This is a genomic window from Daejeonella sp., assembly GCF_037719425.1.
Lineage (GTDB): Bacteria > Bacteroidota > Bacteroidia > Sphingobacteriales > Sphingobacteriaceae > Daejeonella.
Genome location: NZ_JBBJNI010000030.1, coordinates 4,733 through 28,213, shown reverse-complemented (window position 1 = coordinate 28,213; position 23,481 = coordinate 4,733). Strand labels below are relative to the sequence as shown.

Here is a 23,481-nt window from a genome sequence, read left to right as displayed (position 1 = left end):
AAGTATTATGAGATCAAACTTTTCATTTTGTTCCCTGAAAGCCCGTAATTGCTTGTTTACATCAGATTGAATTAGCCGGTGAGGGATCTTATTAAAACTGTTGATCTCAATGTTCCTTTTTAGGGTTTCTATAGCCAATGCAGAGCTGTCAACGCTTACCACCTCTGATGCTCCGGCTCTGAAGGCGTTCAAACTGAACCCCCCGGAATATGAGAAACAATCAAGTATTTTTTTGCCTTTCGAATGATCAGCAACCATTTTGCGATTGTCCCTTTGATCGCAGTAGAAGCCAGACTTTTGGCCCTCCGCAATATTTACATGATAAAATATCCCATTCTCTTTCACACTGACAAATTCAGGTGGCTGAAGGCCGGAAAGAATTCCCCCGGACGATGCTTCCATCCCTTCATGAGCCCTTGCTGATGCATCGCTTCTGTCAAATATTCCTTTGGGCTCTAAAAGCTTTTGAAGCTCATCGATAATAGTATGCTTTATTCGCTCGATACCACTCGTCAGAATCTGTACGGAAAGAAAATCGGCATAACGATCAACAATAAGTCCCGGAATAAAATCAGCTTCGCTAAATATGAGGCGATAGGTATTCGTGTCTTCAGTATAAAGATGTTCGCGGTTTTTTATCGCTTTTGCGACCTTTTTTCGCCACCAGTCTTCATTGATCTGAGTTTCAAGATTCCACTCAAGAAGCCGGACGGCAACCCGGGATTTATCATTAAAAAACCCGTAAGCAAGGAAATCATTGTTGCTATCGGTTACCATGATTACTTCACCGTTCTCCGGAGAACCTTTAATCTGATCTATCGCTCCTGAAAAAACCCAGGGGTGTAATTGTCTAACAGCTTTTTCTTTGCCTTTTTTTAACCTGACTGAATACATGGGTGCAATTTACCAAACAGTTTCCTATTTCATCCCTACCTTTATGCAATGGAAGAAATACAATGGGCAGATTTTGAAAAAGTGGCTTTACGAATTGGAACCGTGATCGAAGTGCTCGACTTTCCTAAAGCCAACAAACCTGCTTACAAGATAAAAGTTGATTTTGGAAAGCTAGGCCTAAAATGGAGCAGCGCTCAGATCACCAAACATTATACTAAAGAAGAATTGAAAGGCCGCCAGATAATAGGGGTAGTTAATTTTCCCGAAAAGCAAATCGCCAATTTTAAATCCCAGTTTTTAGTGACCGGTTTTGCTGATGAAAATGGAGATATCGTTCTGGCAGCAGTTGAGCGTGCTGTGCCTAATGGGTCAGCGTTGATCTAAAGAAAATTTGCTCTAAATTCATCCAGGTCTCGGCACTGGTTTGCTTCCTAAAAAAAACAAGGCTAGCTTTGGTGCATGAAATACATCAAATTCACTGACGAGCCTGCCATCGCACCAGATGAATTTTTTATGCGCGAAGCTCTTAAAGAAGCCCAAAAAGCGCTCGAACTGAATGAAGTGCCAATTGGTGCAGTGATTGTTCACAATGGCCGGATAATAGGCCGCGGTCATAATCTTACTGAACAGCTTAATGATGTTACGGCCCATGCTGAAATGCAGGCTTTTACCGCTGCCGCGAATTACACAGGGGGGAAATACTTAAAGGACTGTACCTTATATGTCACCATTGAACCCTGTGTTATGTGTGCGGGGGCGTCCTATTGGACTCAGATCAGCAAAATTGTATTTGCAGCACATGATGTAAAAAGAGGATTTTCGCAGATCAGTCAACGGATAGTCCATCCCCGAACGGAGGTGGTTAGCGGTATCATGGCAGAAAATGCCTCACAGCTTATGAAAGATTTTTTTATTGTTAAACGCAATAAATCGTGACATCTAACTGAATAATTTCCAACATTCCAGACTTATATTTGTTTAATTAATATTGTTAAACTTAAAATTAAATCACATGGCATTTGAACTACCTGCGTTGTCGTATGCGACTGACGCCTTAGAACCACATATCGATAAAACCACGATGGAAATCCACCATGGTAAACACCATCAGGCTTATGTAGATAATTTGAATAAGGCTTTAGCTGGTACAGATGGCGAGAATCAAAGCATCGAAGACATCCAAAAAAATGTATCAAAATACTCTGCGCCGGTTAGAAACAACGGGGGTGGTCACTTCAATCATAGCTTGTATTGGTCAGTTATGGCGCCAAATGCTGCTGGAGCCCCTTCCGGGGATCTTGCGAAAGCGATTGACGAAGCATTTGGATCATTCGACGAGTTCAAGAAAAAATTCGCTGAAGCTGGTACAACAAGATTCGGATCAGGTTGGGCATGGCTAAGTGTTGCTGGTGATGGAAAAGTACAGGTTAGCTCAACGCCGAATCAGGATAATCCATTAATGGATGTGGCCGAAGTAAAAGGCACACCGATACTTGGAATGGATGTTTGGGAGCATGCTTACTACCTTAAATATCAGAATAAGCGTCCCGATTATATAGCTGCGTTCTGGAACGTTGTTGATTGGAATGCCGTGGCTGATAGATACGCTAAATCCAAATAAAAATCAGCATTGTCAAACTTTATTAAAAAAGTGATGTATTTAAGAAGTACATCAATTTTTTAATTTAACGACCATGAAACCATCATGATTTTGCCGAAACCCGCAGGGCATGATGTCAAAAAATCATGATAGCTTCATTACCATTTAAAACTAACAAATAAAGAAATGAAAAAATTGTATTCAGTTGTTGCTCTTTTGGCGATCACATTGCTAAGCAGCTGTGAACTCGTTGGGGATATCTTTCAAGCCGGAGCTTATACCGGAATTTTTATTGTAGTAATAATCGTTGCCCTGGTTCTTTGGCTGCTATCCAAGTTTAGAGGAAGAAGCTGATCAGTAGATATCCAGGATCTCCTTTTTCTTTTTGCTCTGCATACGTTTGGGTATTGCCAAGAGAATTTCTTGTTCGAGAACGGATATTAGTTTTTTCTTAAGAAAATTCCGGTGTGTTACGATGCTGATTTCACGCGTGGGCTCAGGCGACTTAAAATAGCGGACGCGATCCAATTGCTTTACAGAAAAATCAGACATTGAAAGCTCAGGAAGCAAGGTAATTCCCCTATCCATATCGACCATTCTCTTTAGTGTTTCTACGCTGTCTGTGTTATACTCAAAGGGCTTTACTACTTCTGATCGTTCCCGGTTACAAATATTTAATATCTGGTTTCGCATACAGTGCCCTTCGTTCAGTAGCCAGAGATCGTCAAGATCAATATCTTTTGGATCGAGATTTTTCTTTGAAATAAGTGGGCTCGACTTTGATATATACGCGACAAAGGATTCGTAGAAAAGGGGATTTTCATTCAAGCTTTTGTCTTTCACTGGAGTGGAAAGTATACCGCAATCAAGCAGTCCATTCTTCAGTTCATGGATAATCTGTTCGGTGGTGTATTCCCAAACTATCAGCTGTACTCCGGGATATTTATCCATAAATGCTGAAATTACTTTCGGCATCAGGTAGGGCGCCATAGTTGGGATTATGCCAATTTTTAACTCGCCTTCAAAACCACCCTTCCTGTTGCTGATAAGCTCTTTTACTTTGTAGCTTTCTTTCAGAACTATCCGTGCCTGTTCTAAAATTTCGACACCTATGTCGGTTGGAATCACTGGCTGCTTACTTCGGTCAAAAAGAATTACTCCCAACGCTTCCTCTAACTTTTGAATTTGCATACTTAGGGTTGGCTGGGTAACGAAACACTTCTCAGCAGCTAGCCCGAAGCTTCGGTAAGTATCTAGTGCTACGATGTACTCAAGTTGAACGATTGTCATTTCATAGATATTATCTATGCAAAGATATATAATATTGGTTTCAGCTATTTCTTAAATCTGCATAGTTTTAGTAAATCCTCATACCTTTGGAAGAGCAATTGAAATTGTTCGCTGAGAAAATGGGGGAAGAAAAATCTACCAGGATAAACAAGTATTTAAGTGAAATCGGGTATTGTTCCAGAAGGGCGGCTGATAATTTGATTCTCCAGAACCGGGTTACCATTAATGGAGTGGTACCTGAGATGGGAACAAAAATAGTGACTGGCGACCTTGTCAAAGTTGATGGTAAGCTGGTGTCAGTTCCAGACGAAAAGCCTGTTTATATCGCTTTTAATAAGCCGGTTGGAATAGTATGTACTACCGACACAAAGGTTGAGAAGAACAATATTATCGATTACATAAAATACCCTAAACGGATCTTTCCTATAGGACGGCTGGATAAGCCAAGCGAGGGACTAATTCTTCTTACAAGTGATGGTGATATTGTAAACAAGATCCTGCGCGCGCGGAATAATCACGAGAAGGAATATATTGTAGCTGTAAATAAGCCCATAACGGGCGAGTTTTTAAAGAAAATGCGGAATGGTGTTCCGGTGCTTGACACAATTACCAGGAAGTGTCAAGTAGACCAACTTGACAGGAACCGGTTCAAGATAGTCCTTACACAAGGCCTGAACCGACAGATCCGACGCATGTGCGACTACCTCGATTACAAAGTGGTAAAATTGAAACGCGTGCGAATTATGAATATAGATCTCGATTTGCCGGTAGGAAAATGGCGGTATCTGAGTGAGATGGAAATGCAAGAAATTAATAAGCTTATCGCTTCATCTTCCAAAACACATTTCGAGGATTGAGGTCCGAAGTCTGATGTCAGACTTCAGACCTTGTATCTTATTCTACGGTAACCGACTTTGCAAGATTTCTTGGCTGATCAACATTACAGCCGCGCAGCACAGCAATGTGGTAAGACAATAATTGCAGTGGAATAGTAGCTAGCAGTGGCAAAAAGATTTCATCAGCATCCGGAATCTCAATGGTGTAGTCAGCCATGTTTTTTACTGTTGTGTCACCTTCGGTAACAATTGCTATAACCTTTCCTTTTCTGGCTTTAACTTCCTGAATGTTGCTGATTACCTTTTCATATGAAGAATTCTTTGTGGCGATAAATACAACCGGCATTTCTTCGTCAATCAAGGCTATTGGTCCGTGCTTCATTTCCGCAGCAGGATATCCTTCAGCATGAATATACGAGATTTCTTTAAGCTTTAAAGCACCCTCAAGGGCTACGGGAAAACCACTTCCTCTACCAAGGAAGAGAAAATTTCGGGCATCTTTAAATTGCTCAGATATAACTCTGATGCTATCATTTGATTGAAGGCATCTCTCAACAAGTGAAGGTATATTGTTTAGTTCGGTTAATAAATCAACCAGCTTGCCCTTTGAAATCGTTCCCCTTTGCTGAGCCATATAAAGGGCCATTAATGTTAGGACTGTTACCTGGGCTGTAAATGCTTTAGTTGAAGCCACGCCAATCTCAGGTCCTGCGTGAGTGTAAACACCTGCATTGGTTAACCTTGGAATGGAAGCACCTACTACGTTGCAGATACCAAAGATAGTGGCTCCCTTTTCTTTTGCCAGCTCAATTGCAGCCATAGTGTCTGCTGTTTCGCCAGATTGGGAAACTGCGATAACGATATCTTTTTCTGAAATTATCGGGTTGCGGTAACGGAATTCTGAGGCGTATTCTACTTCAACCGGTATACGGGCACATTCTTCGATAAGGTATTCGCCAACAAGCCCGGCATGCCAGGAGGTGCCACATGCAACAATAATAATCCGATCAACATTTTTAAGTTTGTCAGCATACTCTTTAATGCCTCCCAATTGAACCTCGCCGCGGGAAGGGTATATCCGGCCGCGCATACAATCTTTAATAGATCGTGGCTGCTCGTATATTTCTTTGAGCATAAAATGATCGAAGCCGCCTTTTTCCAGCGCCTCGAGCTTTAATTCAAGCTCCTGAACATAGGGAATTCGTACTTTGTTGTCGATGGTTTTTATCAGAAGATCATCCCGACGTATATACGCGATCTCGTTATCTTTCAGATAAATAACATCTTTGGTGTACTCAATGATAGGGGAAGCATCTGATGCTATAAAATATTCTTTCTTACCAACACCTAATACCAACGGACTTCCCTTACGTGCCGCTATAAGCTCTTCAGGATCATTTCTATCCATTATCACAATAGCGTATGCTCCGATCACTTCATTTAGAGCGATTCTAACCGCTTCTCTAAGATCGAGGCTGGTTTGATTCTGGATATCTTCAATTAAATGGATCAGTACTTCAGTGTCAGTATCACTGTTGAAAACGTGGCCACGCGAAATAAGAGTTTCCTTTAAGGTTGCATAATTCTCAATAATTCCGTTGTGGATAATTGCGAGGCGTTCGTCCCCGGAAGTATGCGGATGCGAGTTTCTGTCGGATGGCTCACCGTGGGTGGCCCAACGGGTATGCCCCATACCAATCTTACCATTCAGATCTTTTCCTTTTACTGAATCTTCCAGGTCACTTACTTTACCCGCTTTTTTATAGATATTAAGAGTATCATCTATTAAAGCTACGCCAGCACTATCGTATCCGCGATACTCAAGTCTGTGTAATCCTTTTATGACGATAGGCCAAGCCTCACGAAAGCCGATGTATCCAACAATTCCACACATTATTTTTGGGGTTAAACGCCGAAACTACTGAAAAACGAACAACAAAAGAAGGATTCTTGTTTTTGAAAGCTAATTTATTTTACTGTAGAAAATATTGAGCTTCATTTTGTATGTCATGCCAGGTTTACCACTCCCAAGAACTGCTCTGGAAGCAGTTGTACCTGATGCAACCGGGCCGGATTGTTGGCTATAGGACACGTTAACGGGAGCCAAAAATGTGTCATACTGCTTAGATTTTCCAGAGAGGATATCCTGCAGAAATGTTGTAACCACAAATTTATAACGCTTATTCTTGTCATCGTAAAAACCACCAAAATTAATATCGGCAAGTCCAACGGCGGGATTGGGGCCAAAATCAGGAACAAACTGGCGCTGACTTGCAATGTCAGTAGTATATAGCAATAAACGGGGGGCGGGTTTATAATTATCAGTACCTCCTACTACCGTTACAATAAGCTCGGCTTTATTTATGGTAATGTTTCCCAATTGCTTCAATTTCTCAAGATGGGGAAATCTGAGCTTCGTACGGAGTCCTGCCAGGCCTTGTACATAGGTGAAATCATATTGAGTAGTTGGATTATTTAATTGGGTTTGAACATTGGTACCAGTGTAGTCGTGTGTAAATTGCGCTGCCACAGGTTCGCTGCCATTTAAAATAGGGAATGATAAAAGTGTGGTATCAATAGTTGTACCGCTCGTGTTTTTGTAATAAACATCGAGCCTGCTTGAATCCCTAAGATTTAGAAAAGCTATACCTCCCGGTCCCGAGCTCTGAGCTTCGTTAACCTTTAAATGCAGTCCTTTGATGAATTTAATAAATAGAGCTTGCGTACTGAAGTTCGCAGGTGCAGCATTTATGAAATTGTTGTTTATAAAAGAAGCGCTTATAGGGATTCTTATTTGCGGCGCTTTGGTTTTAATCACATCGGCCTTGCCTTTAATGATCTGATTAACTTTAACGCTATCCTTTCTTCGTATGGTAACGAGCTTACTGCCAATAACTGCAGAGTTTACATTGAATCCCGTGTTATTGTTAAAGTAGCTCTTAGTTTTATTTAATTGTTCGGCAAGCTGGCGTACTTCTATCTGGAATTTCGACGTGCTATCTCCGTAGAATTCATCGCCATAATGCAATACAAGGACGGCGGAATCCAAAATAGGTGCCGTTCCAAAAGTTGTGTTATTGTTAGCCAGTGTCAGGGATAAGGCGATATTAGCTGCCGTTTTCCCAAGCAGAGGGTCATTGAAATATCCCAGCGGATACTGGGTTAGCGTATTAGTTAGGATTGAGTCTTCCCGGACCGTGGATGACCTAATTGTTGCAGTATCTATAAAATTTCCGCTAATTCCTGTGGATGGATCAACATCTAAACCAATTGAGTCAGTATTCTGACAAGCACTGAAAATAAAAAGACTTATCAACAGCGTTAATAAGTCCAGTTTGTATAATTTCATCTGTATTACGTTTGTCTTAAAAGCCTCATGAACCAAAATTAACGATCGTCTTTATAACGATAGCTGAGGTTTCATTGGCGATACACCCTTAAGCTAAAGAGACAAGCTCTTCGTTAGCTATTTCTTCGTAAAGGTTGTAATAATTTTCGAAATCTGAGGTCAGATTGAATTCCAGAGTCGGTTTATTGCCTTTTTTAACAAAGTTTAAAACTTCATCACAGACAGTTTCGCTGCCATAAACCACCGCATCAGAATAAGAAATAGCTCCAAGATTCAACGCAGTATTCGTAGCAGCCGTATAAATATCAGTATTTTCAGCATTCATTCCGCTCATAATTGCTTTAGTTGCAAAAGCCGGATTCAGATTGCTGGTAAAATCGTCATCATAAACTGAATAAACTACTTTAGAATTCTTAAAAGTAGGATCATCTTTATAGATAGTTTTCAAATATGCCGGAACAAGAGCGCTCATCCATCCATGGCAATGAACCACATCAGGAGACCAGCCTAGTTTTTTAACAGTTTCTAAAGCGCCTTTACAGAAAAATATAGTACGCTCATCATTATCCTCGTAAAACTTGTTGCCGCCATCAGCAAAAACATATTTTCTCTGGAAATACTCTTCGTTATCAAGGAAGTAAACTTGCATGCGTGCCGAAGGAATAGAAGCAACCTTTATAATCAAAGGGTTATCATTATCATTAATAATAATATTCATTCCCGACAGACGAATTACTTCATGCAGCCTGTTACGGCGCTCATTAATATTACCAAAACGGGGCATCAATATCCGGATTTCAAATCCCTTGTCCTGCATAGCTTGCGGAAGTTGGCGGGTGATCTCGGAAATTTTGGTAAGTTCAAGGAAAGGCGACATCTCATGCGTAATAAAAAGAATCTTCGTTTTTGCCATCTCCAATTTGATTAAATTAAGGGTTAAGAAAAGTTTTCGAACAGCAAAGGTAAGCAATATGTTATAAATTATCAACGATTTACGCAAGTTGTTTTGGTGGTATTTAAGTATTTAACCATTTTTGGGCTCAATTAAGAGAGAGACATTTTGGAAATTTTCAGAACTCGGGCAGAGGTTCGTAAGTATTTAGAACAATTAAAGCCCGAGGGCCGGGTGGTTGGTTTTGTACCCACGATGGGAGCCTTACACCAGGGACATTTGTCGCTGATAGATGCGGCAAGGGAAAAGGCGGATGTTGTAGTGTGTAGTATTTTTGTAAATCCAACTCAGTTTAATGATAAAAACGACCTGGCGAATTATCCGAGGCCGATCGAGGAAGACATTCAGAAGCTACAAGAAGCAAAATGCGATATGCTATTTCTCCCTGAGGTGGACGAAATGTACAACAGCACGGACAAATGGCACATAGAGCTTGACAATCTTGATAACACCCTCGAAGGGGAAATCCGCCCCGGACATTATCAGGGAGTTACTCAAATTGTGAAGAAACTCTTTGATATAGTGAGTCCTGATTATGCCTTTTTCGGTCAAAAGGATTTCCAGCAATTTGTAGTGATCTCATACATGGTGAAGAAGCTTGGGGTCAATGTGGAATTGATCATGTGCCCTATCGTTCGTGAAAACGACGGGTTGGCAATGAGCTCGAGGAATGTCTATTTGTCTGCGGAAGATCGTCAGCATGCTCTTTCTTTGTTCAAAGCCTTATCGACAGCGAAAGTAAATTTTGATAATCTGACTATTCCGCAACTTAAACAGAATGCTATCGAATACTTGTCGAACGCCGCGGGAATTGAAGTAGAATACTTTGAAGTATATAACGGGGATACGTTCGAGCCTGCTTCGACAAAGCATGCTGACAAGATCATTGCCCTGGTCGCAGCGCGCGTGGGCAACATCCGTATTATAGACAACATAATTTTAAATAATACCTAAGCTATTGAAGCAATTTATACCGGCAATTAAATATCTTCTGTTGTTTGTCATCGGTATCACATTACTGGTCCTTGCTTTTAAAGGTCAGGATGTATACCAGCTCATAGCAGATCTTAAAAAAGCGGACTACAAGTGGGTTTTCGCTTCTCTGGTAGCCTGTTTTATTGCGCATATTATAAGGGTTATTAGATGGAGAGCTATGATCACATCATTAGGTCATGGAACGCCATCGTTATTAAATGCATTTTATGCCGTAATGATTGGTTACATGGCGAACGTTGCATTTCCACGAATGGGAGAAGTCTCCAGATGCGGAGTGATAAATAAAACGGACAACATCCCCATCGTTAAGCTTATAGGCACCGTTATCGTCGAGCGGATCGTTGACCTGCTAATGCTGGCAATTGTATTAGCATTGGGCATTATGCTTCAGTTTGACTTATTATCAGATTTTCTTTACAAAAACGTACTAATTAAGCTGAATGGTAGTGCCGGAAACCTCACGATTTTGATATTTGCAACTCTCATTCTTATTCTCGCAATCGGCTTCCTTTACCTGCTGTTGAAGAAGAAAAAATTGGGAATCCGGAACCGGATTTATAAGTTCTTCTTAGACGTAAAAAGCGGTATCTTATCGGTGAAGGATCTTGAAAACAAAGGCGGGTTTGTCTTAAGCTCAATCTTTATTTGGTTCTTATATGGCTTGTCGACTTACTTTTGCTTCTTCGCGCTTGATTCAACCTCGGGGCTTGGCGGCCTTGCTTCGCTCTCCGTTCTGGTATTCAGCAGCCTCGGGATGATCGTGCCAGTCCAGGGCGGTATTGGTGCCTTCCACTATATGGTATCTGAAGGCCTCGTTGTGTATGATATTCCTAAAAGTGAAGGCCTTGCCTATGCACTTCTCATCCATTCATCGCAAACACTTTTAGTCCTTTTTGCAGGGGCAATTAGCGTAATTTTGCTGATGCTGAAATCATCTAAACCTTCGCAAAATGGCAAAGCTTAAGAACATACAGGAAAAAATATTCAATCAGGAAGAGCTTAAATCACGCCTGAATGTATGGCGGCTTTTGGACAAGAAAATAGTTTTCACCAATGGTTGTTTCGACCTCGTACACCTGGGTCATATTGACTATTTAGCTAAGGCCGCAGATCTGGGCGACAAGTTGATCATAGGCTTGAATTCTGATAAATCTACAAGCGACATCAAAGGGCCCAACAGGCCTCTTACTGATGAGAAATCGAGATCGTTCATGCTAGCCTCTATGTCTTTCGTAGATGCGGTGATCTTGTTTGATGAAGAAACACCGATCGAATTAATCAGGCTCGTTAATCCGGACGTCCTTGTTAAGGGGGCTGACTACACAATCGATCAGATAGTAGGGTCTGATATTGTTATTCAAAACGGAGGCAGCGTTCAAACCCTGGAATATCTTCCGGGTTATTCTACTACTCTAATCGAACAGAAAATCAGATCACTTAAATAGCTTAAGCATCAATGGTATTCTTAATTTGTATTTACGGTAGAATATAGCTGCTAAAGATTATTTTTGTTGACTTAACCGATTATCTATGTATTTCGAATTTTCAGAGGAGCAGTTAATGATCCGGGATGCGGCAAGAGATTTCGCAAATACCGAACTTAAACCCGGCGTGATTGAACGCGACGAACACCAGAAGTTTCCCGCTGAGCAGGTTAAAAAGCTTGGCGAACTGGGATTTCTGGGCATGATGGTCGATCCAAAATATAATGGCTCAGGCCTCGATACTGTTTCTTATGTGCTCGCCATGGAGGAGCTTTCCAAGATAGACGCGTCTGCATCAGTAGTTGTGTCTGTTAATAATTCTCTTGTGTGTTTTGGACTTGAAAAGTTTGGTTCAGAGGACCAAAAGGAAAAATATCTGAAACCTCTGGCTGCCGGCGAGAAGATTGGCGCTTTTTGTCTGTCTGAACCTGAAGCAGGTTCTGACGCAACATCTCAGCGGACAAGTGCTATTGATATGGGTGACCATTATTTATTAAATGGCACTAAGAACTGGATCACCAATGGTAGCTCCGCTTCTACTTACCTCGTAATCGCTCAAACAAATTCAGCCAAACGGCACCAGGGTATTAATGCCCTTATAATTGAAAGAGGAATGGAGGGCTTTACGATTGGACCGAAGGAAAACAAGCTTGGAATACGCGGATCAGATACCCATTCCTTAATGTTCTCGGACGTTAAAGTGCCTAAGGAAAACCGCATTGGGGAGGAAGGCTTTGGATTCAAATTTGCTATGAAGACCCTTGAAGGCGGAAGGATTGGCATTGCATCACAAGCTTTGGGAATAGCGGCTGGGGCTTATGAACTGGCTCTAAATTATTCACAAGAAAGAAAGGCCTTTGGCAAGACGATCTCGGGACATCAGGCGATTCAGTTCAAGCTGGCGGATATGGCTACAGAAATTGAAGCTGCCCGGATGTTATGTCTAAAAGCAGCCTGGCTCAAAGATCAGGGATTGCCTTATGCTCAGGCTAGCTCTATGGCTAAGTTGTTTGCATCGCAGGTTGCCATGAAAGTTACGGTTGAAGCAGTTCAGGTTCATGGCGGCTATGGATTTGTAAAGGAATATCACGTAGAACGTTTAATGCGTGATGCAAAGATCACCCAGATTTATGAGGGGACTTCGGAGATTCAACGGATTATTATTGCACGTGAAATATTGAAATAGTTAACTTAGAAGATGAAACCATCATGATTTTGCCAAAGCCCGCAGGGGCATGAATATTTGAAATCATGATAGCTTCATCACCTTTAAAAAAAAATTATATACAGATGAAATTTACCGTAAACATCGCATCTATATTTATAATACTTCTCGCTCTTTCTTCGTGTAAGTCGTCAGATCAGGAGATGAAGAGTGGAATTTGGCGGGCAACGCTAAAAACCAATTCCGCTGCCGAGATCCCTTTTAATTTCGAGGTTATCGATTCTGCCGGAGCTAAGCACATCAATATTATAAACGGCGAAGAAAGGTTCAGGATAGATGAAATCTCCTTTACATCCGATTCTGTTTTTATTAAGATGCCCCTCTTCGATTCAGAGATCAAGGCAAAGAACAAAGGCAATGTTCTATCAGGCCAATGGATCAAACATCTGGCGGATAGCGATGCAGTTATGGCTTTTGATGCAAGAGCTGGCGATGACTGGCGTTTCTTTAAGGCAGACTCAAGCCTGGAAGCGAACGTAGCGGGCAGGTGGTCAACTACATTTACCAGCCTTGATGCTGCAGATACGACTATCGCAATAGGTGAATTCAGAAAGGGAAACGGAAGATTGTTAGGGACATTTTTAACTAGCACTGGTGACTATCGTTTTCTGGAAGGCACGGTTTCCGACAACAAGTTATATCTATCTTGTTTTGACGGGAGCAATGCTTATTTATTTACCGGCAATCTCTTAAACGATAGTACCATTGCAGATGGTAAATTCTATTATGGCCTTTCCGGCATGGACAACTGGAACGCAAGGAAAGATGACAAGGCTATTCTTCCCGATGCGTATTCATTAACTGCTTTGAAAAAAGGGTTCGATAAAGTAGATTTCACCTTTCCAGCTTTAGACGGAAAAAAGGTTTCTATATCAGATGAGAAGTACAAGAACAAAGTAGTCCTTGTGCAATTTCTTGGATCGTGGTGCCCGAACTGCATGGACGAAACAGCATACCTGGTTCCTTTTTATAACAAATACAAAGACAAGGGTCTTGAGATAATAGGCCTCGCTTATGAACGAACAAAAGATTTTGAGCGATCAAAAAAGAATGTAGAACGCTTGCGCGATCGGTTCAATGTGCCATATGAGATGCTTATAACAGGGTTCACAAAGGATAAGGCGGAGGTCGCGGCAAGCTTGCCAATGCTTAACAACTTTGAAGCATTTCCAACCCTGATGATCATCGATAAAAAGGGTAAAGTGCGAAAAATACATACCGGCTTTAGCGGTCCCGGTACAGGTGAATACTATACAAAATTTGTGCAGGAGTTTGAACTAACTATAGACGAACTGCTTGCGGAAAATTAATCTATGAAAACAATATATCTTTTATGCTGCCATCTACTGGCGGCATTTTTTCTGATGTCATGCTCAACCCCCAAGATGGTGAATCTTGAGCCGATAACAGTGAGCGAAAATGCTGCGGGCGTAAATACCTATCGCGGCAGTTATAGTCGGTTAACTGATATAATCAACACGAAGCTTGACCTTAGCTTCAGTTGGGACAGCGCATACGTTTATGGGAAAGCGACAATACATGCCAAGCCATATTTTTACGCATCAGACGAGATTACACTTGACGCAAATGGCTTTCGCATAAATAATATTTCGTTAGTAAAAAACGACGACCGTCAGCCTTTGCGGTACACGTATAATGGCAAGAAATTAAACATCAAACTGGATAAGAGCTATACCAGAGACCAGGGTTACACCATCGTCATCGATTATGTGGCAATGCCCAATAAGTTAAAGATCGGTGAAGACATAGCTTCAGCCGGTGACAGAGGGCTCTATTTCATTAACAAGGATGGCAAAGACAAAGATAAGCCGCGGCAGATCTGGTCACAGGGTGAAACGGAATGTAATTCCAATTGGTTCCCAACAATAAATGGCCCTCAGGAAAAGATGACGCAGGAAATTAATATTACTGTGCCTAATGAATATGTGAGCTTGTCTAATGGCTCACTGGAATATAGTACCCTTAACGGAAACGGGACACGTACCGATAGCTGGCGCCAGGAACAGCCGCATTCGACTTATTTGACCATGATTGCTGTTGGAAATTTTGTCATCACAAAGGATAAATGGAGAGATAAGGAAGTAAGTTATTATACTGAGCCTGCCTATGCATCGACTGCTAAACTGGTTTTTGGGAAAACCCCCGAGATGATCGAGTTCTTCTCGAAAAAGCTTGGTGTCGATTATCCCTGGGATAAATACTCGCAGATTGTTGTACGTGATTTTATCAGCGGTGCAATGGAAAATACAACTGCGACTGTGTTCTTTGATCGAATGAATATGTCTGCTGGCCAATACCTTGACGAGAACCATGAGGATATTATTTCTCATGAACTTTTCCATCATTGGTTTGGTGATCTGGTTACTGCCGAGTCATGGTCTAACCTCCCATTAAATGAATCGTTTGCAACGTATGGAGAATATTTATGGGAAGAGCATAAATATGGAAGGGAAACGGCCGACCTGAAAGGCTTTGAGGATCTTTCAGCTTACCTGGGCGGTGATCGCAAAAAAAACCCTGATGTTATACGTTTTGATTATTCTGACAGAGAGCAAATGTTTGATGAAGTCACTTATCAAAAGGGAGGGCGGATTTTGCATATGTTGCGGAAGACAGTTGGAGATGATGCATTTTTTAAGGCCCTTAATCTTTATCTGACACGGCATGCCTATAAGAATACCGAGATCCACGATTTGCGTTTGGCTTTTGAAGAAATTAGCGGAATGGATCTCAACTGGTTCTTTAACCAATGGTTCCTGGCCTCCGGGCATCCGTCCCTGAATATTCAGAGCAATTATAATCCGGAGAAAAAAGAAGTAGCTCTTATAATCAACCAGAAGCAGGATCTCACTAAATTCCCGCTTTACCGGATTCCGATGGCGGTGGATATTTATGCCGGGGGAAAGGTAGCGCGTAAAGAGATAGTACTCGACAAAAAGGATCAGACCTTTATATTTTCATCAGCACTTATGCCGGATCTTGTGAACACAGATGCCGAAAAATATATTCTTGGGGAGAAAACGGAGAATAAGACCCTCAATCAATATGTCTTCCAATATCACAACGCGCCATTATTCATGGATCGTTTTGAAGCTGTATCGATGATGCTTCAAATGAAAAATGATCCATTGGCAAGGGCTACTCTCATCGAAGGCTTCAAGGATAAAAACTGGTTCATCAGAGTAGCTGCTTTATCTGTTTTCGATAAACTTACCTCCGAAGAACAGAAGCCGGTTTATGAAACGATTCGCTCCATCGCTCTAAAGGATGAATTCTCTCTTGTACGTGCGGCTGCCGTTACCGTCCTTGGTAAGTTCTATGGCTCACAAAACAACCAGGATATTTACGACATCACAAAGAAGGATAAAGCCCCGAGTGTTGTGAAGGCAACGGAGGAGATTATTGGGAAATAGTATTCAGTAATCAGTGTTCGGTAATCAGTTACTAAACGCCGTACACACTGATTACTGATTACTCATTACACCGATTACTGATCACTGAATACTGATTACTATGCTTTGTCCGGGCTAACCGCTGAAAACACCATTTTCAATAACGACAAAAGGACGGCAAAAAGTAAAGCCGAGATAAATCCTGTTGTATTAAAGCTGTCCATCAGATTATCAACCAGAAGTACCATCAGGACAGTAATTACAAAAGACATTAATCCGAGTGTCAGAAAATTGATTGGGAATGTCAGGATACGGAGTATGGTACCGATAGTCGCGTTTGCAAGAGCAATAAGCACGCCCGCTATGATCGCGCTCCAAAAGCCGTCGACATTGACTCCCGGGAGAAGGTAAGCCGCTAATGCAACTGCTAATCCCATTAATAAAATTTCAATGATAAGTCTCATAATTATTAGCTTAGGTTTAAAATCATGTAACCATGAAGTTGAACCATCTGTTTTATATTACCTCAATTATTTTCCTAACATTCAACGGATGCGGTCCTTCTGAAAAGGAAATAACAGCTGATACAGGCGTTAGAATAGCACTATCGGCAGATAGTTCGGGTGTAGAACTTCAGCAGATCCCTTCATACGCGATTAAAGAATTTCTCACAGATTCTTTAAAAACTGAACAATGGCAGGATTTCTTTGCGGTCTATGAAGAGCCATCCGACAAGGAAATGAGAGATTTTCAGGCAGCATTAGGCGGTTCATATACTATAAAAGATAGGTTTGTGTCGTTTGTCCCTTCTGGTGGATTTAAAAAAGGCACTTCGTATTTCTCCAGATGTTATACCCGCGAACTGCTACAGGAGCCGGAAGACTTAATCGCCACCCGCGATCTTTCGCCAACGGATGGTTTTCTGGAGTATAAGTTCAACATAAAGTAGTCTGGACTCAAGCCAGAGCATTCTGTAATTTCTTTACCTTAAAATCATGCAACGATCGCCGGACTTGCTAAGCCAAAATCTTTAGGACTGATGCACTTGATTTCCGCAATCCTGCTCTGCACAATCATCAGAGCCGCGTTGTGACTTCGCTCCTTGATTGGCAAACGGTTAATGAACGCAAATGAAACTGTTCTTGTAATTGTTTAGCGAGTTCTTAAACATGAGCTTTTCATATTAGGTAGCAGTGACTATTGATTTGTAATCTTAAATTGTTTTATTATATTTGCATCCGATCTGAGAAGAGCCCCGACATTATCGGGGCTCTTTTTTTACCCGTTTGTTTTTTAACAGGGATCAAAAGATTTGATATGAGTATAGAAAAGAGGGTTATCGAATTAGTTGAAGAAAAGATTGCTGATCGCCCGGACCTGTTTTTAGTAGATGTACAGATGAACGGCGGCGGCCAGTTGTCTATTCTTATAGATGGGGATAATGGCGTAGCGATTACGGATTGTGTAGCTGTGAGCCGTCATGTAGGTTTCCATCTTGAAGAGGAGAATACGATTGAGCAGGCTTATAATTTGGAAGTGTCATCACCCGGGCTGGATGTACCCTTAAAATCGCATAGGCAGTATCAGAAAAATATAAACCGTTCGTTGGGTGTTAAACTAGCCGACGGAAATACAAGGGAAGGCAAGCTGATTGCTGTTGACAAAGACGGAATCACTATAGAGGAAAACATTAAGGAAAAGGGGAAAAAGGCAACTACGGTTCAGAATATTATACCCTTTACGGACATAACAGAAACAAAGGTTTTAGTGAGTTTTAAATAACGTTCCGCACAGCGGAACAAATTCGATAAAAAATGAGCAATATTAATTTAATCGATTCATTCCAGGAGTTTAAGGACTTCAAGAATATTGACCGACCTACGGTTATTAGTGTGTTGGAGGAGGTTTTCCGCAGCATGTTGCGCAAGAGATATGGCAACGATGAAAATTGTGACGTAATTGTGAATCCCGATAACGGGGATTTGGAGATCTGGCGTACGCGTACTGTTATGGAAGATGGATTTTCTGAAGATGACGATCTGGAGATTGAGCTTGCAGAAGCTACTGCAATAGATCCTGACCTGGAAGTCGGAGACGATTATATTGAGCAGATCACGCTTGAAAGCTTCGGCCGCAGAGCGATACTTGCTGCACGCCAGACCCTGGTTTCGAAGATCCTTGAGCTTGAGAAAGATGAGATCTTTAAGAAATATAAAGATCGCGTAGGCGAAATTGTAACCGGAGAGGTTTACCAGGTTTGGAAAAAGGAAACGCTTGTACTGGATGATGAAGGGAATGAGCTTTTGCTGCCAAAGACAGAGCAAATTCCTGCCGATTATTTCAAAAAGGGAGATTCAGTACGTGCTATAATAGATAAGGTTGAGATGCTTAACGGTAATCCTAAAATTATCATTTCGCGTACAGCGCCTGAGTTCTTACAACGTTTGTTTGAGATGGAAGTTCCTGAGATCTTCGACGGTTTGATCACCATCAAAAAGATTGTTCGTGAGCCAGGAGAGCGTGCTAAAGTTGCTGTAGAATCATACGATGACAGGATCGACCCGGTTGGAGCATGTGTAGGTATGAAAGGTTCAAGGATTCACGGTATTGTGCGTGAATTGAAGAATGAAAACATTGACGTTATAAACTACACGAACAATATTTCTTTGTATATACAGCGTGCATTAAGTCCCGCGAAGATCACCAGTATTAAACTTGATGATGAAGAGAAAAGGGCAGCAGTTTACTTAAAGCCTGATCAGGTTTCCCTGGCAATTGGCCGCGGCGGACACAATATTAAACTGGCGGGAAAACTGACCGGATACGAGATCGATGTTTACCGTGAGGCACATGAAGATGATGAGGATGTGGATATCGAAGAATTCTCAGATGAAATTGAAGGATGGATCATTGACGAATTCAAACGCGTTGGTCTGGATACTGCAAAGTCAGTTTTAGCTTTAACAGTTGATGAACTAGTAAAACGTACTGATCTTGAAGATAACACAGTTAAGGATGTTATGGAAATTCTGAGATCAGAGTTTGAGTAAAAACCTGCCTGACGGGAAACAGACGTTATACTTGATACGTTTTACGTTGAATATTATAAAATGAAAGAGGTCAAATAGTAACCCGGAATCATCTTGATTCCTGATACTTGATTCTTGATACTGGAACAAAAAACGTACTTTTGTACAAAAATAAGCGAGGTTAATTAATAAATGTCAGAAGGTAAAAGCACAAATTTACTTAAAACTGCGAAGGAGCTGAATATCGGTTTGTCTACAGCGGTTGAGTTTTTAGGAAAAAAGGGCTACAAGGTTGAAGCTCGTCCAAATACTAAACTCACCGATGAGATGTATGACGTTCTTTTGAAGGAGTACCAGGGTGATAAGATCGTTAAGGAAGAAGCCAAACAAATAGTGATCGGTAAGATCCGTCGCGATGATCTGCCATTTACTCCCGAAAAAGTTGAACCACCTGCACGTTCGAAGGATTTTGAACAGGAAGAGATCCTTATAAAGAATGCAAGTTCTTATTCTCCGACAGTAGTTGAAAAGCCGAAGCCTGCTCCGGCAAAGCCTGCTGCTGAACAACCGAAAGCAGATGATGGTGCATTGCCAGGTGTCAAGATTGTTGGAAAGATTAATTTGGATGATCTTAATTCAAAAACGCGCCCTGATAAAAAACCTGCAGAAGTAGAAAAGCCCGCAGCTGCAGTCCAGCCGGAAGCTCCTGCTGCCCCTAAAGCCGCCGAACCTGTTAAGGTTGAAGCACCTAAATCAGAGCCAGCCGCTGAACCAATTAAAGCTGCTGAAAAGCCTGCTGAAGTGGTAAACCCAGCTGCAGACGTGGCAAAACCACAGCCTGTTGCTGAAGCAACAACACAGGCGCCTTCAGAAGCCAAATCAGAAGATAAAGTAGAAAATAGACCGAATACGCAGGAAGCCAATTCCGATGCAACAGTTATCAGGGCGAAAGCGGAGCGTTTAACTGGTCCAAACGTTATTGGAAGAATTGAACTGCCAGTTACCCCTGCACGCCGCGGCCAGCCGGTAGCTTCATCATCAAGTGCAGCTGGTGCTGATCACAAACGCAAACGTAAACGTAAGGACAATGCTCCTGGTCAGCCGGGTCAGGCTGCAACGCCAGGACAGCAACAGCCAGGTAGTCGTCCACCAGCTCCTGGAGCAGGCGGAGGATATCAGGGTAACCGTCCCGATTTTAGAAACACAAGGCCAGGCCAGGGTACAGCCGGTGCTGGTGCACGTCCTGATTTCAGGAATAAGCCACGTACGGACACTGGTCCTAAAGCTGAACCAACAGATAAAGAAATACAAGACCAGATTAAAGCTACACTTGCTCGCTTGAGCGGTGCCGGTAAATCAGGTAAATTTGCTCAGCGTGCTAAACTCCGCCGTCAGAAGCGTGATGATGTAGCCCAAACTGCTGAGGAAGCAGCAATGGAGCTGGAAATGCAATCCAAAACCATTAAGGTTACGGAATTTGTTACGGCAAATGAATTAGCGTTAATGCTTGACGTTCCAGTTACACAGATCATCTCCACATGTATGAGCCTTGGAATGTTCGTATCCATTAACCAAAGATTAGATGCAGAAACACTTACTATTGTTGCTGATGAGTTTGGGTACGAGGTAGAGTTTGTTAAGCCGGAAGATGAAGAAAGCGGTATGCTTGAAGAGGTTGATGAGGAAGGCTCATTAGTTCCAAGAGCACCTATCGTTACCGTAATGGGACACGTCGATCATGGTAAAACATCACTCCTTGACTTTGTCCGTAAAACTAACGTTATTGCCGGTGAGGCAGGAGGAATCACGCAGCACATTGGTGCTTACGAAGTAACTCTTGAAGACGAGCGCAAGATCACATTTTTGGATACACCGGGTCACGAAGCCTTTACGGCCATGCGTGCCCGTGGTGCCAAAGTAACCGATATTGCAATTATCGTAATTGCGGCTGATGATAGTGTGATGCCTCAAACACGTGAGGCTATTAATCACGCCCAGGCAGCTAATGTTCCTATTGTGTTCGCCTTTAGTAAGGTGGATAAGCCAGGGGCAAATTCTGATAAGATACGCGAGCAGCTGTCTGCTATGAATATTTTAGTTGAGGACTGGGGAGGTAAATACCAAAGCCAGGAGATCTCAGGTAAAACAGGAATTGGGATTGACCTTTTGTTAGAAAAGGTTTTGCTTGAAGCTGATTTATTAGAGCTTACAGCTAATCCTGGGAAACGTGCATTAGGTACAGTAATTGAAGCTGCTCTTGATAAGGGCCGTGGTATCGTAACAACAGTTCTGATACAAGCGGGTACTTTGAGAGTTGGAGATGCAATTCTTGCCGGCGGATATTCTGGAAGAGTAAAAGCCTTGCACAATGAACGGGGAGTGAAAGTAGACCATGCAGGTCCGTCAACACCTGTACAGGTATTGGGTATGCAGGGAGCGCCAACATCAGGTGACAAGTTTAATGTGATGGAAAGCGAAGTTGAAGCTCGTCAGGTTGCGAACAAGAGACTGCAATTACAGCGTGAGCAGGGATTACGTACTCAGAAACACATCACTCTTGATGAGATTGGCCGTCGTCTAGCAATAGGTAACTTTAAGGAACTTAACGTTATTGTTAAAGGTGACGTGGATGGATCGATCGAAGCGCTATCCGATTCATTGCTGAAACTTTCTACAGAGCAGATCCAGGTTAATATTATTCATAAATCAGTTGGTCAGATCTCGGAGTCTGATGTATTGTTAGCTTCGGCTTCCGATGCGATCATCATAGGTTTCCAGGTACGTCCTTCACAAAGTGCGCGTAAGCTGGCTGAAGCTGAACAGATCGATATTCGTTTATACTCTATTATCTACGATGCGATAAATGAGGTTAAAGCAGCCATGGAAGGCATGCTTGATCCGGAATTTGAAGAGAAAATTACTTCGAATGTCGAGATTCGTGAGGTGTTTAAAATCACTAAAGTCGGTACAATCGCTGGTTGTATGGTGCTTGATGGTAAGATAACCCGTAACAGTAAGATCCGGATCGTTCGAGATGGTGTAGTTGTCTATACCGGCGAATTGGCTTCATTGAAACGTTTCAAAGACGATGTTAAAGAGGTTGCTACAGGCTACGAGTGTGGTTTGAATATTTATAATTTCAATAATATTGAGGTTGGGGATATTGTGGAATCGTACGAACAGGTGGAGGTTAAGAGGAAATTGTAATTTCATTCTCTGCGTGGCGGCGCGTATTTTTTAGAACGGTAGCAATGGAAAACATCATACACGCACATTTGCCCCAGATAAAGAAACTGATGCTTCAATATGGCGTTCAAAAAGCTTATGCCTTTGGAAGTGCCGCGCTAGGAAATATGCATGCAGACAGCGACGTCGATTTTGTCATCCGCTTTCCTGAAGACATGGGGTATGAAACTTATGGCAATAATTATTTTGAACTCCTCTACGCGTTACAGACACTGCTAAAAAAGGAAGTTGATCTGGTTGCTGAAGAAACTCTTACTAATCCCTATCTTATAGAAAAGATCAGGAAGCAGATGTTGATAATTTTATGACATCGGTCGAGCAGAAGAAATTACTTACAGATATTTTACAGGCCATACATTCAATTGATGAACACTTAGAAGGCCGCAGGATATTTGATGAATACCGATCCAATAAAACCAAGCGCCGGGCCGTTGAAAGAGAACTCGAAATTATCGGAGAAGCGATCAACCGGCTTTTAAAGTTGGATTCTAATATTAATATATCTCATTCAAGACTAATTGTCGATTTAAGGAATAAGGTTATACATGCTTATGATAACGTTAACGACATTGTCATTTGGAATGTCATCATGAAATATGTTCCGTTGCTAGAGGTGGAGGTGAAAACCCTATTAGTACAGCAATAAGATTATTGCAATGTTCGGTATAGGAAGAAAGTTTAAGAGCTACTTTGGGAATTTGAGTTTATCCTCGACCAAAAGGGAGCTTTCCAGGATCAATAATCAGCCGCTGTTTACGCGGGATTCTACAAACATTTTTGGAAAGCCTTTTAAATTTAATGACGGAAGAAGCTTTCACGATACTTATCTGGAGATATTTCAAAATAACATATACCAGTTCATTCCTGACAAGAATCGCAACACAATAATAGATTGCGGAGCAAATATGGGCCTGAGCGTTCTGTATTTTTCGCAAAACTATCCTGACCATCAAATCCTCGCCTTCGAGCCTGATCCAGCAATTTTTTCTATCCTTGAAGAAAACGTCAAGGCTTTTAAACTGGATAATGTGATTCTCTATAATAACGCTGTTTGGGATAAGGAAGATACTTTAACATTTTTTACCGATAATGGGATGGGAGGGCGAGTGGGAAATTCGTATGCAGATCAAAAGCCCAGTCTGGTAAAAACTGTTCGGCTGAAAGATT

General features: G+C 41.8%; 24 protein-coding genes. 18 read left to right on the top strand and 6 right to left on the bottom strand.

The features are described 5' to 3' along the window. Positions 1-894: class I SAM-dependent rRNA methyltransferase (locus WKF69_RS06150; protein WP_340380430.1), on the bottom strand; the 894-nt coding region annotated here is incomplete at its 3' end. A 48-nt stretch (positions 895-942) separates the two neighbouring features. Here WKF69_RS06150 and WKF69_RS06145 point away from each other — a divergent pair. The 4 genes from WKF69_RS06145 (at position 943) to WKF69_RS06130 (ending at position 2,848) form a co-directional block, all read left to right on the top strand. Continuing rightward, complete coding sequence (locus WKF69_RS06145; RefSeq protein WP_340380428.1) at positions 943-1,278, top strand: tRNA-binding protein; 336 nt, start codon at positions 943-945, stop codon at positions 1,276-1,278. Positions 1,279-1,353: 75 nt separating this feature from the next. Then, the gene (locus WKF69_RS06140; protein ID WP_340380426.1) at positions 1,354-1,830 is read left to right on the top strand and encodes a nucleoside deaminase; all 477 of its coding nucleotides are present in this window, start codon (positions 1,354-1,356) and stop codon (positions 1,828-1,830) included. Between the two features lie 76 nt (positions 1,831-1,906). Beyond that, entirely contained in the window at positions 1,907-2,515 is a 609-nt protein-coding gene (locus WKF69_RS06135) for a superoxide dismutase (RefSeq protein ID WP_340380424.1), read from the top strand. Positions 2,516-2,680: 165 nt separating this feature from the next. Further along, positions 2,681-2,848 (top strand): hypothetical protein, encoded by a 168-nt coding sequence (locus WKF69_RS06130; protein ID WP_340380422.1) that lies wholly within the window; start codon positions 2,681-2,683, stop codon positions 2,846-2,848. Here WKF69_RS06130 and WKF69_RS06125 read toward each other — a convergent pair whose 3' ends face one another. Next, on the bottom strand, positions 2,849-3,784 hold the full coding sequence (locus WKF69_RS06125) for a LysR substrate-binding domain-containing protein (RefSeq protein ID WP_340380420.1): 936 nt from the start codon (positions 3,782-3,784) through the stop codon (positions 2,849-2,851). 86 nt (positions 3,785-3,870) lie between these two features. Between WKF69_RS06125 and rluF the strand changes: the two genes are divergently transcribed. Beyond that, positions 3,871-4,641, top strand: coding sequence for a 23S rRNA pseudouridine(2604) synthase RluF (gene rluF, locus WKF69_RS06120; RefSeq protein WP_340380418.1), 771 nt, complete (start codon positions 3,871-3,873; stop codon positions 4,639-4,641). Between the two features lie 37 nt (positions 4,642-4,678). Here the strand turns inward: rluF and glmS are convergent, their stop codons facing one another. The 3 genes from glmS to WKF69_RS06105 form a co-directional block, all read right to left on the bottom strand. Continuing rightward, positions 4,679-6,514 carry a glutamine--fructose-6-phosphate transaminase (isomerizing) gene (glmS, locus tag WKF69_RS06115; protein WP_340380416.1) on the bottom strand — a complete coding sequence of 612 codons (1,836 nt, stop codon included), beginning with the start codon at positions 6,512-6,514 and terminating at the stop codon, positions 4,679-4,681. Between the two features lie 69 nt (positions 6,515-6,583). Beyond that, entirely contained in the window at positions 6,584-7,969 is a 1,386-nt protein-coding gene (locus WKF69_RS06110) for a DUF4270 domain-containing protein (RefSeq protein ID WP_340380414.1), read from the bottom strand. 88 nt (positions 7,970-8,057) lie between these two features. Beyond that, positions 8,058-8,882, bottom strand: coding sequence for a glycogen/starch synthase (locus tag WKF69_RS06105; protein WP_340380412.1), 825 nt, complete (start codon positions 8,880-8,882; stop codon positions 8,058-8,060). Positions 8,883-9,029: 147 nt separating this feature from the next. Here WKF69_RS06105 and panC point away from each other — a divergent pair, with 147 nt between their 5' ends. The 6 genes from panC to WKF69_RS06075 all read left to right on the top strand — a co-directional run bounded on the left by panC (position 9,030) and on the right by WKF69_RS06075 (position 16,060). Beyond that, positions 9,030-9,875 (top strand): pantoate--beta-alanine ligase, encoded by an 846-nt coding sequence (panC, locus tag WKF69_RS06100; RefSeq protein ID WP_340380410.1) that lies wholly within the window; start codon positions 9,030-9,032, stop codon positions 9,873-9,875. A 4-nt stretch (positions 9,876-9,879) separates the two neighbouring features. Further along, a complete protein-coding gene (locus tag WKF69_RS06095) occupies positions 9,880-10,881 on the top strand; it encodes a lysylphosphatidylglycerol synthase transmembrane domain-containing protein (protein ID WP_340380408.1) in 1,002 nt (333 codons plus the stop codon). Beyond that, positions 10,868-11,362 carry a D-glycero-beta-D-manno-heptose 1-phosphate adenylyltransferase gene (rfaE2, locus tag WKF69_RS06090; RefSeq protein ID WP_340380406.1) on the top strand — a complete coding sequence of 165 codons (495 nt, stop codon included), beginning with the start codon at positions 10,868-10,870 and terminating at the stop codon, positions 11,360-11,362. Before WKF69_RS06095 ends, rfaE2 begins: the two co-directional genes overlap by 14 nt. An 85-nt stretch (positions 11,363-11,447) precedes the next feature. After that, the gene (locus tag WKF69_RS06085; protein WP_340380404.1) at positions 11,448-12,587 is read left to right on the top strand and encodes an acyl-CoA dehydrogenase family protein; all 1,140 of its coding nucleotides are present in this window, start codon (positions 11,448-11,450) and stop codon (positions 12,585-12,587) included. A 104-nt stretch (positions 12,588-12,691) separates the two neighbouring features. After that, positions 12,692-13,936: a TlpA disulfide reductase family protein gene (locus tag WKF69_RS06080; RefSeq protein WP_340380403.1), complete on the top strand. Its 1,245-nt coding sequence runs from the start codon at positions 12,692-12,694 to the stop codon at positions 13,934-13,936. Positions 13,937-13,939: 3 nt separating this feature from the next. Next, positions 13,940-16,060: a M1 family metallopeptidase gene (locus WKF69_RS06075; protein WP_340380401.1), complete on the top strand. Its 2,121-nt coding sequence runs from the start codon at positions 13,940-13,942 to the stop codon at positions 16,058-16,060. A gap of 98 nt (positions 16,061-16,158) precedes the next feature. On the opposite strand, the gene WKF69_RS06070 is transcribed toward WKF69_RS06075, so the two are convergent. Then, complete coding sequence (locus WKF69_RS06070) at positions 16,159-16,503, bottom strand: phage holin family protein (RefSeq protein ID WP_340380399.1); 345 nt, start codon at positions 16,501-16,503, stop codon at positions 16,159-16,161. 32 nt (positions 16,504-16,535) lie between these two features. Here WKF69_RS06070 and WKF69_RS06065 point away from each other — a divergent pair, with 32 nt between their 5' ends. From WKF69_RS06065 to WKF69_RS06035, 7 genes are all read left to right on the top strand, one after another. After that, the gene (locus WKF69_RS06065) at positions 16,536-16,988 is read left to right on the top strand and encodes a hypothetical protein (RefSeq protein WP_340380398.1); all 453 of its coding nucleotides are present in this window, start codon (positions 16,536-16,538) and stop codon (positions 16,986-16,988) included. A gap of 368 nt (positions 16,989-17,356) precedes the next feature. After that, complete coding sequence (gene rimP / locus WKF69_RS06060; protein ID WP_340380396.1) at positions 17,357-17,821, top strand: ribosome assembly cofactor RimP; 465 nt, start codon at positions 17,357-17,359, stop codon at positions 17,819-17,821. A 32-nt stretch (positions 17,822-17,853) separates the two neighbouring features. Continuing rightward, positions 17,854-19,089 carry a transcription termination factor NusA gene (gene nusA / locus WKF69_RS06055; RefSeq protein ID WP_340380394.1) on the top strand — a complete coding sequence of 412 codons (1,236 nt, stop codon included), beginning with the start codon at positions 17,854-17,856 and terminating at the stop codon, positions 19,087-19,089. Positions 19,090-19,260: 171 nt separating this feature from the next. Further along, the gene (infB, locus tag WKF69_RS06050; protein WP_340380392.1) at positions 19,261-22,275 is read left to right on the top strand and encodes a translation initiation factor IF-2; all 3,015 of its coding nucleotides are present in this window, start codon (positions 19,261-19,263) and stop codon (positions 22,273-22,275) included. Positions 22,276-22,319: 44 nt separating this feature from the next. Further along, on the top strand, positions 22,320-22,622 hold the full coding sequence (locus tag WKF69_RS06045; protein WP_340380390.1) for a nucleotidyltransferase domain-containing protein: 303 nt from the start codon (positions 22,320-22,322) through the stop codon (positions 22,620-22,622). Next, on the top strand, positions 22,619-22,960 hold the full coding sequence (locus WKF69_RS06040) for a HepT-like ribonuclease domain-containing protein (RefSeq protein ID WP_340380389.1): 342 nt from the start codon (positions 22,619-22,621) through the stop codon (positions 22,958-22,960). Before WKF69_RS06045 ends, WKF69_RS06040 begins: the two co-directional genes overlap by 4 nt. Positions 22,961-22,970: 10 nt before the next feature. Continuing rightward, positions 22,971-23,481: FkbM family methyltransferase (locus tag WKF69_RS06035; RefSeq protein ID WP_340380387.1), on the top strand; the 511-nt coding region annotated here is incomplete at its 3' end.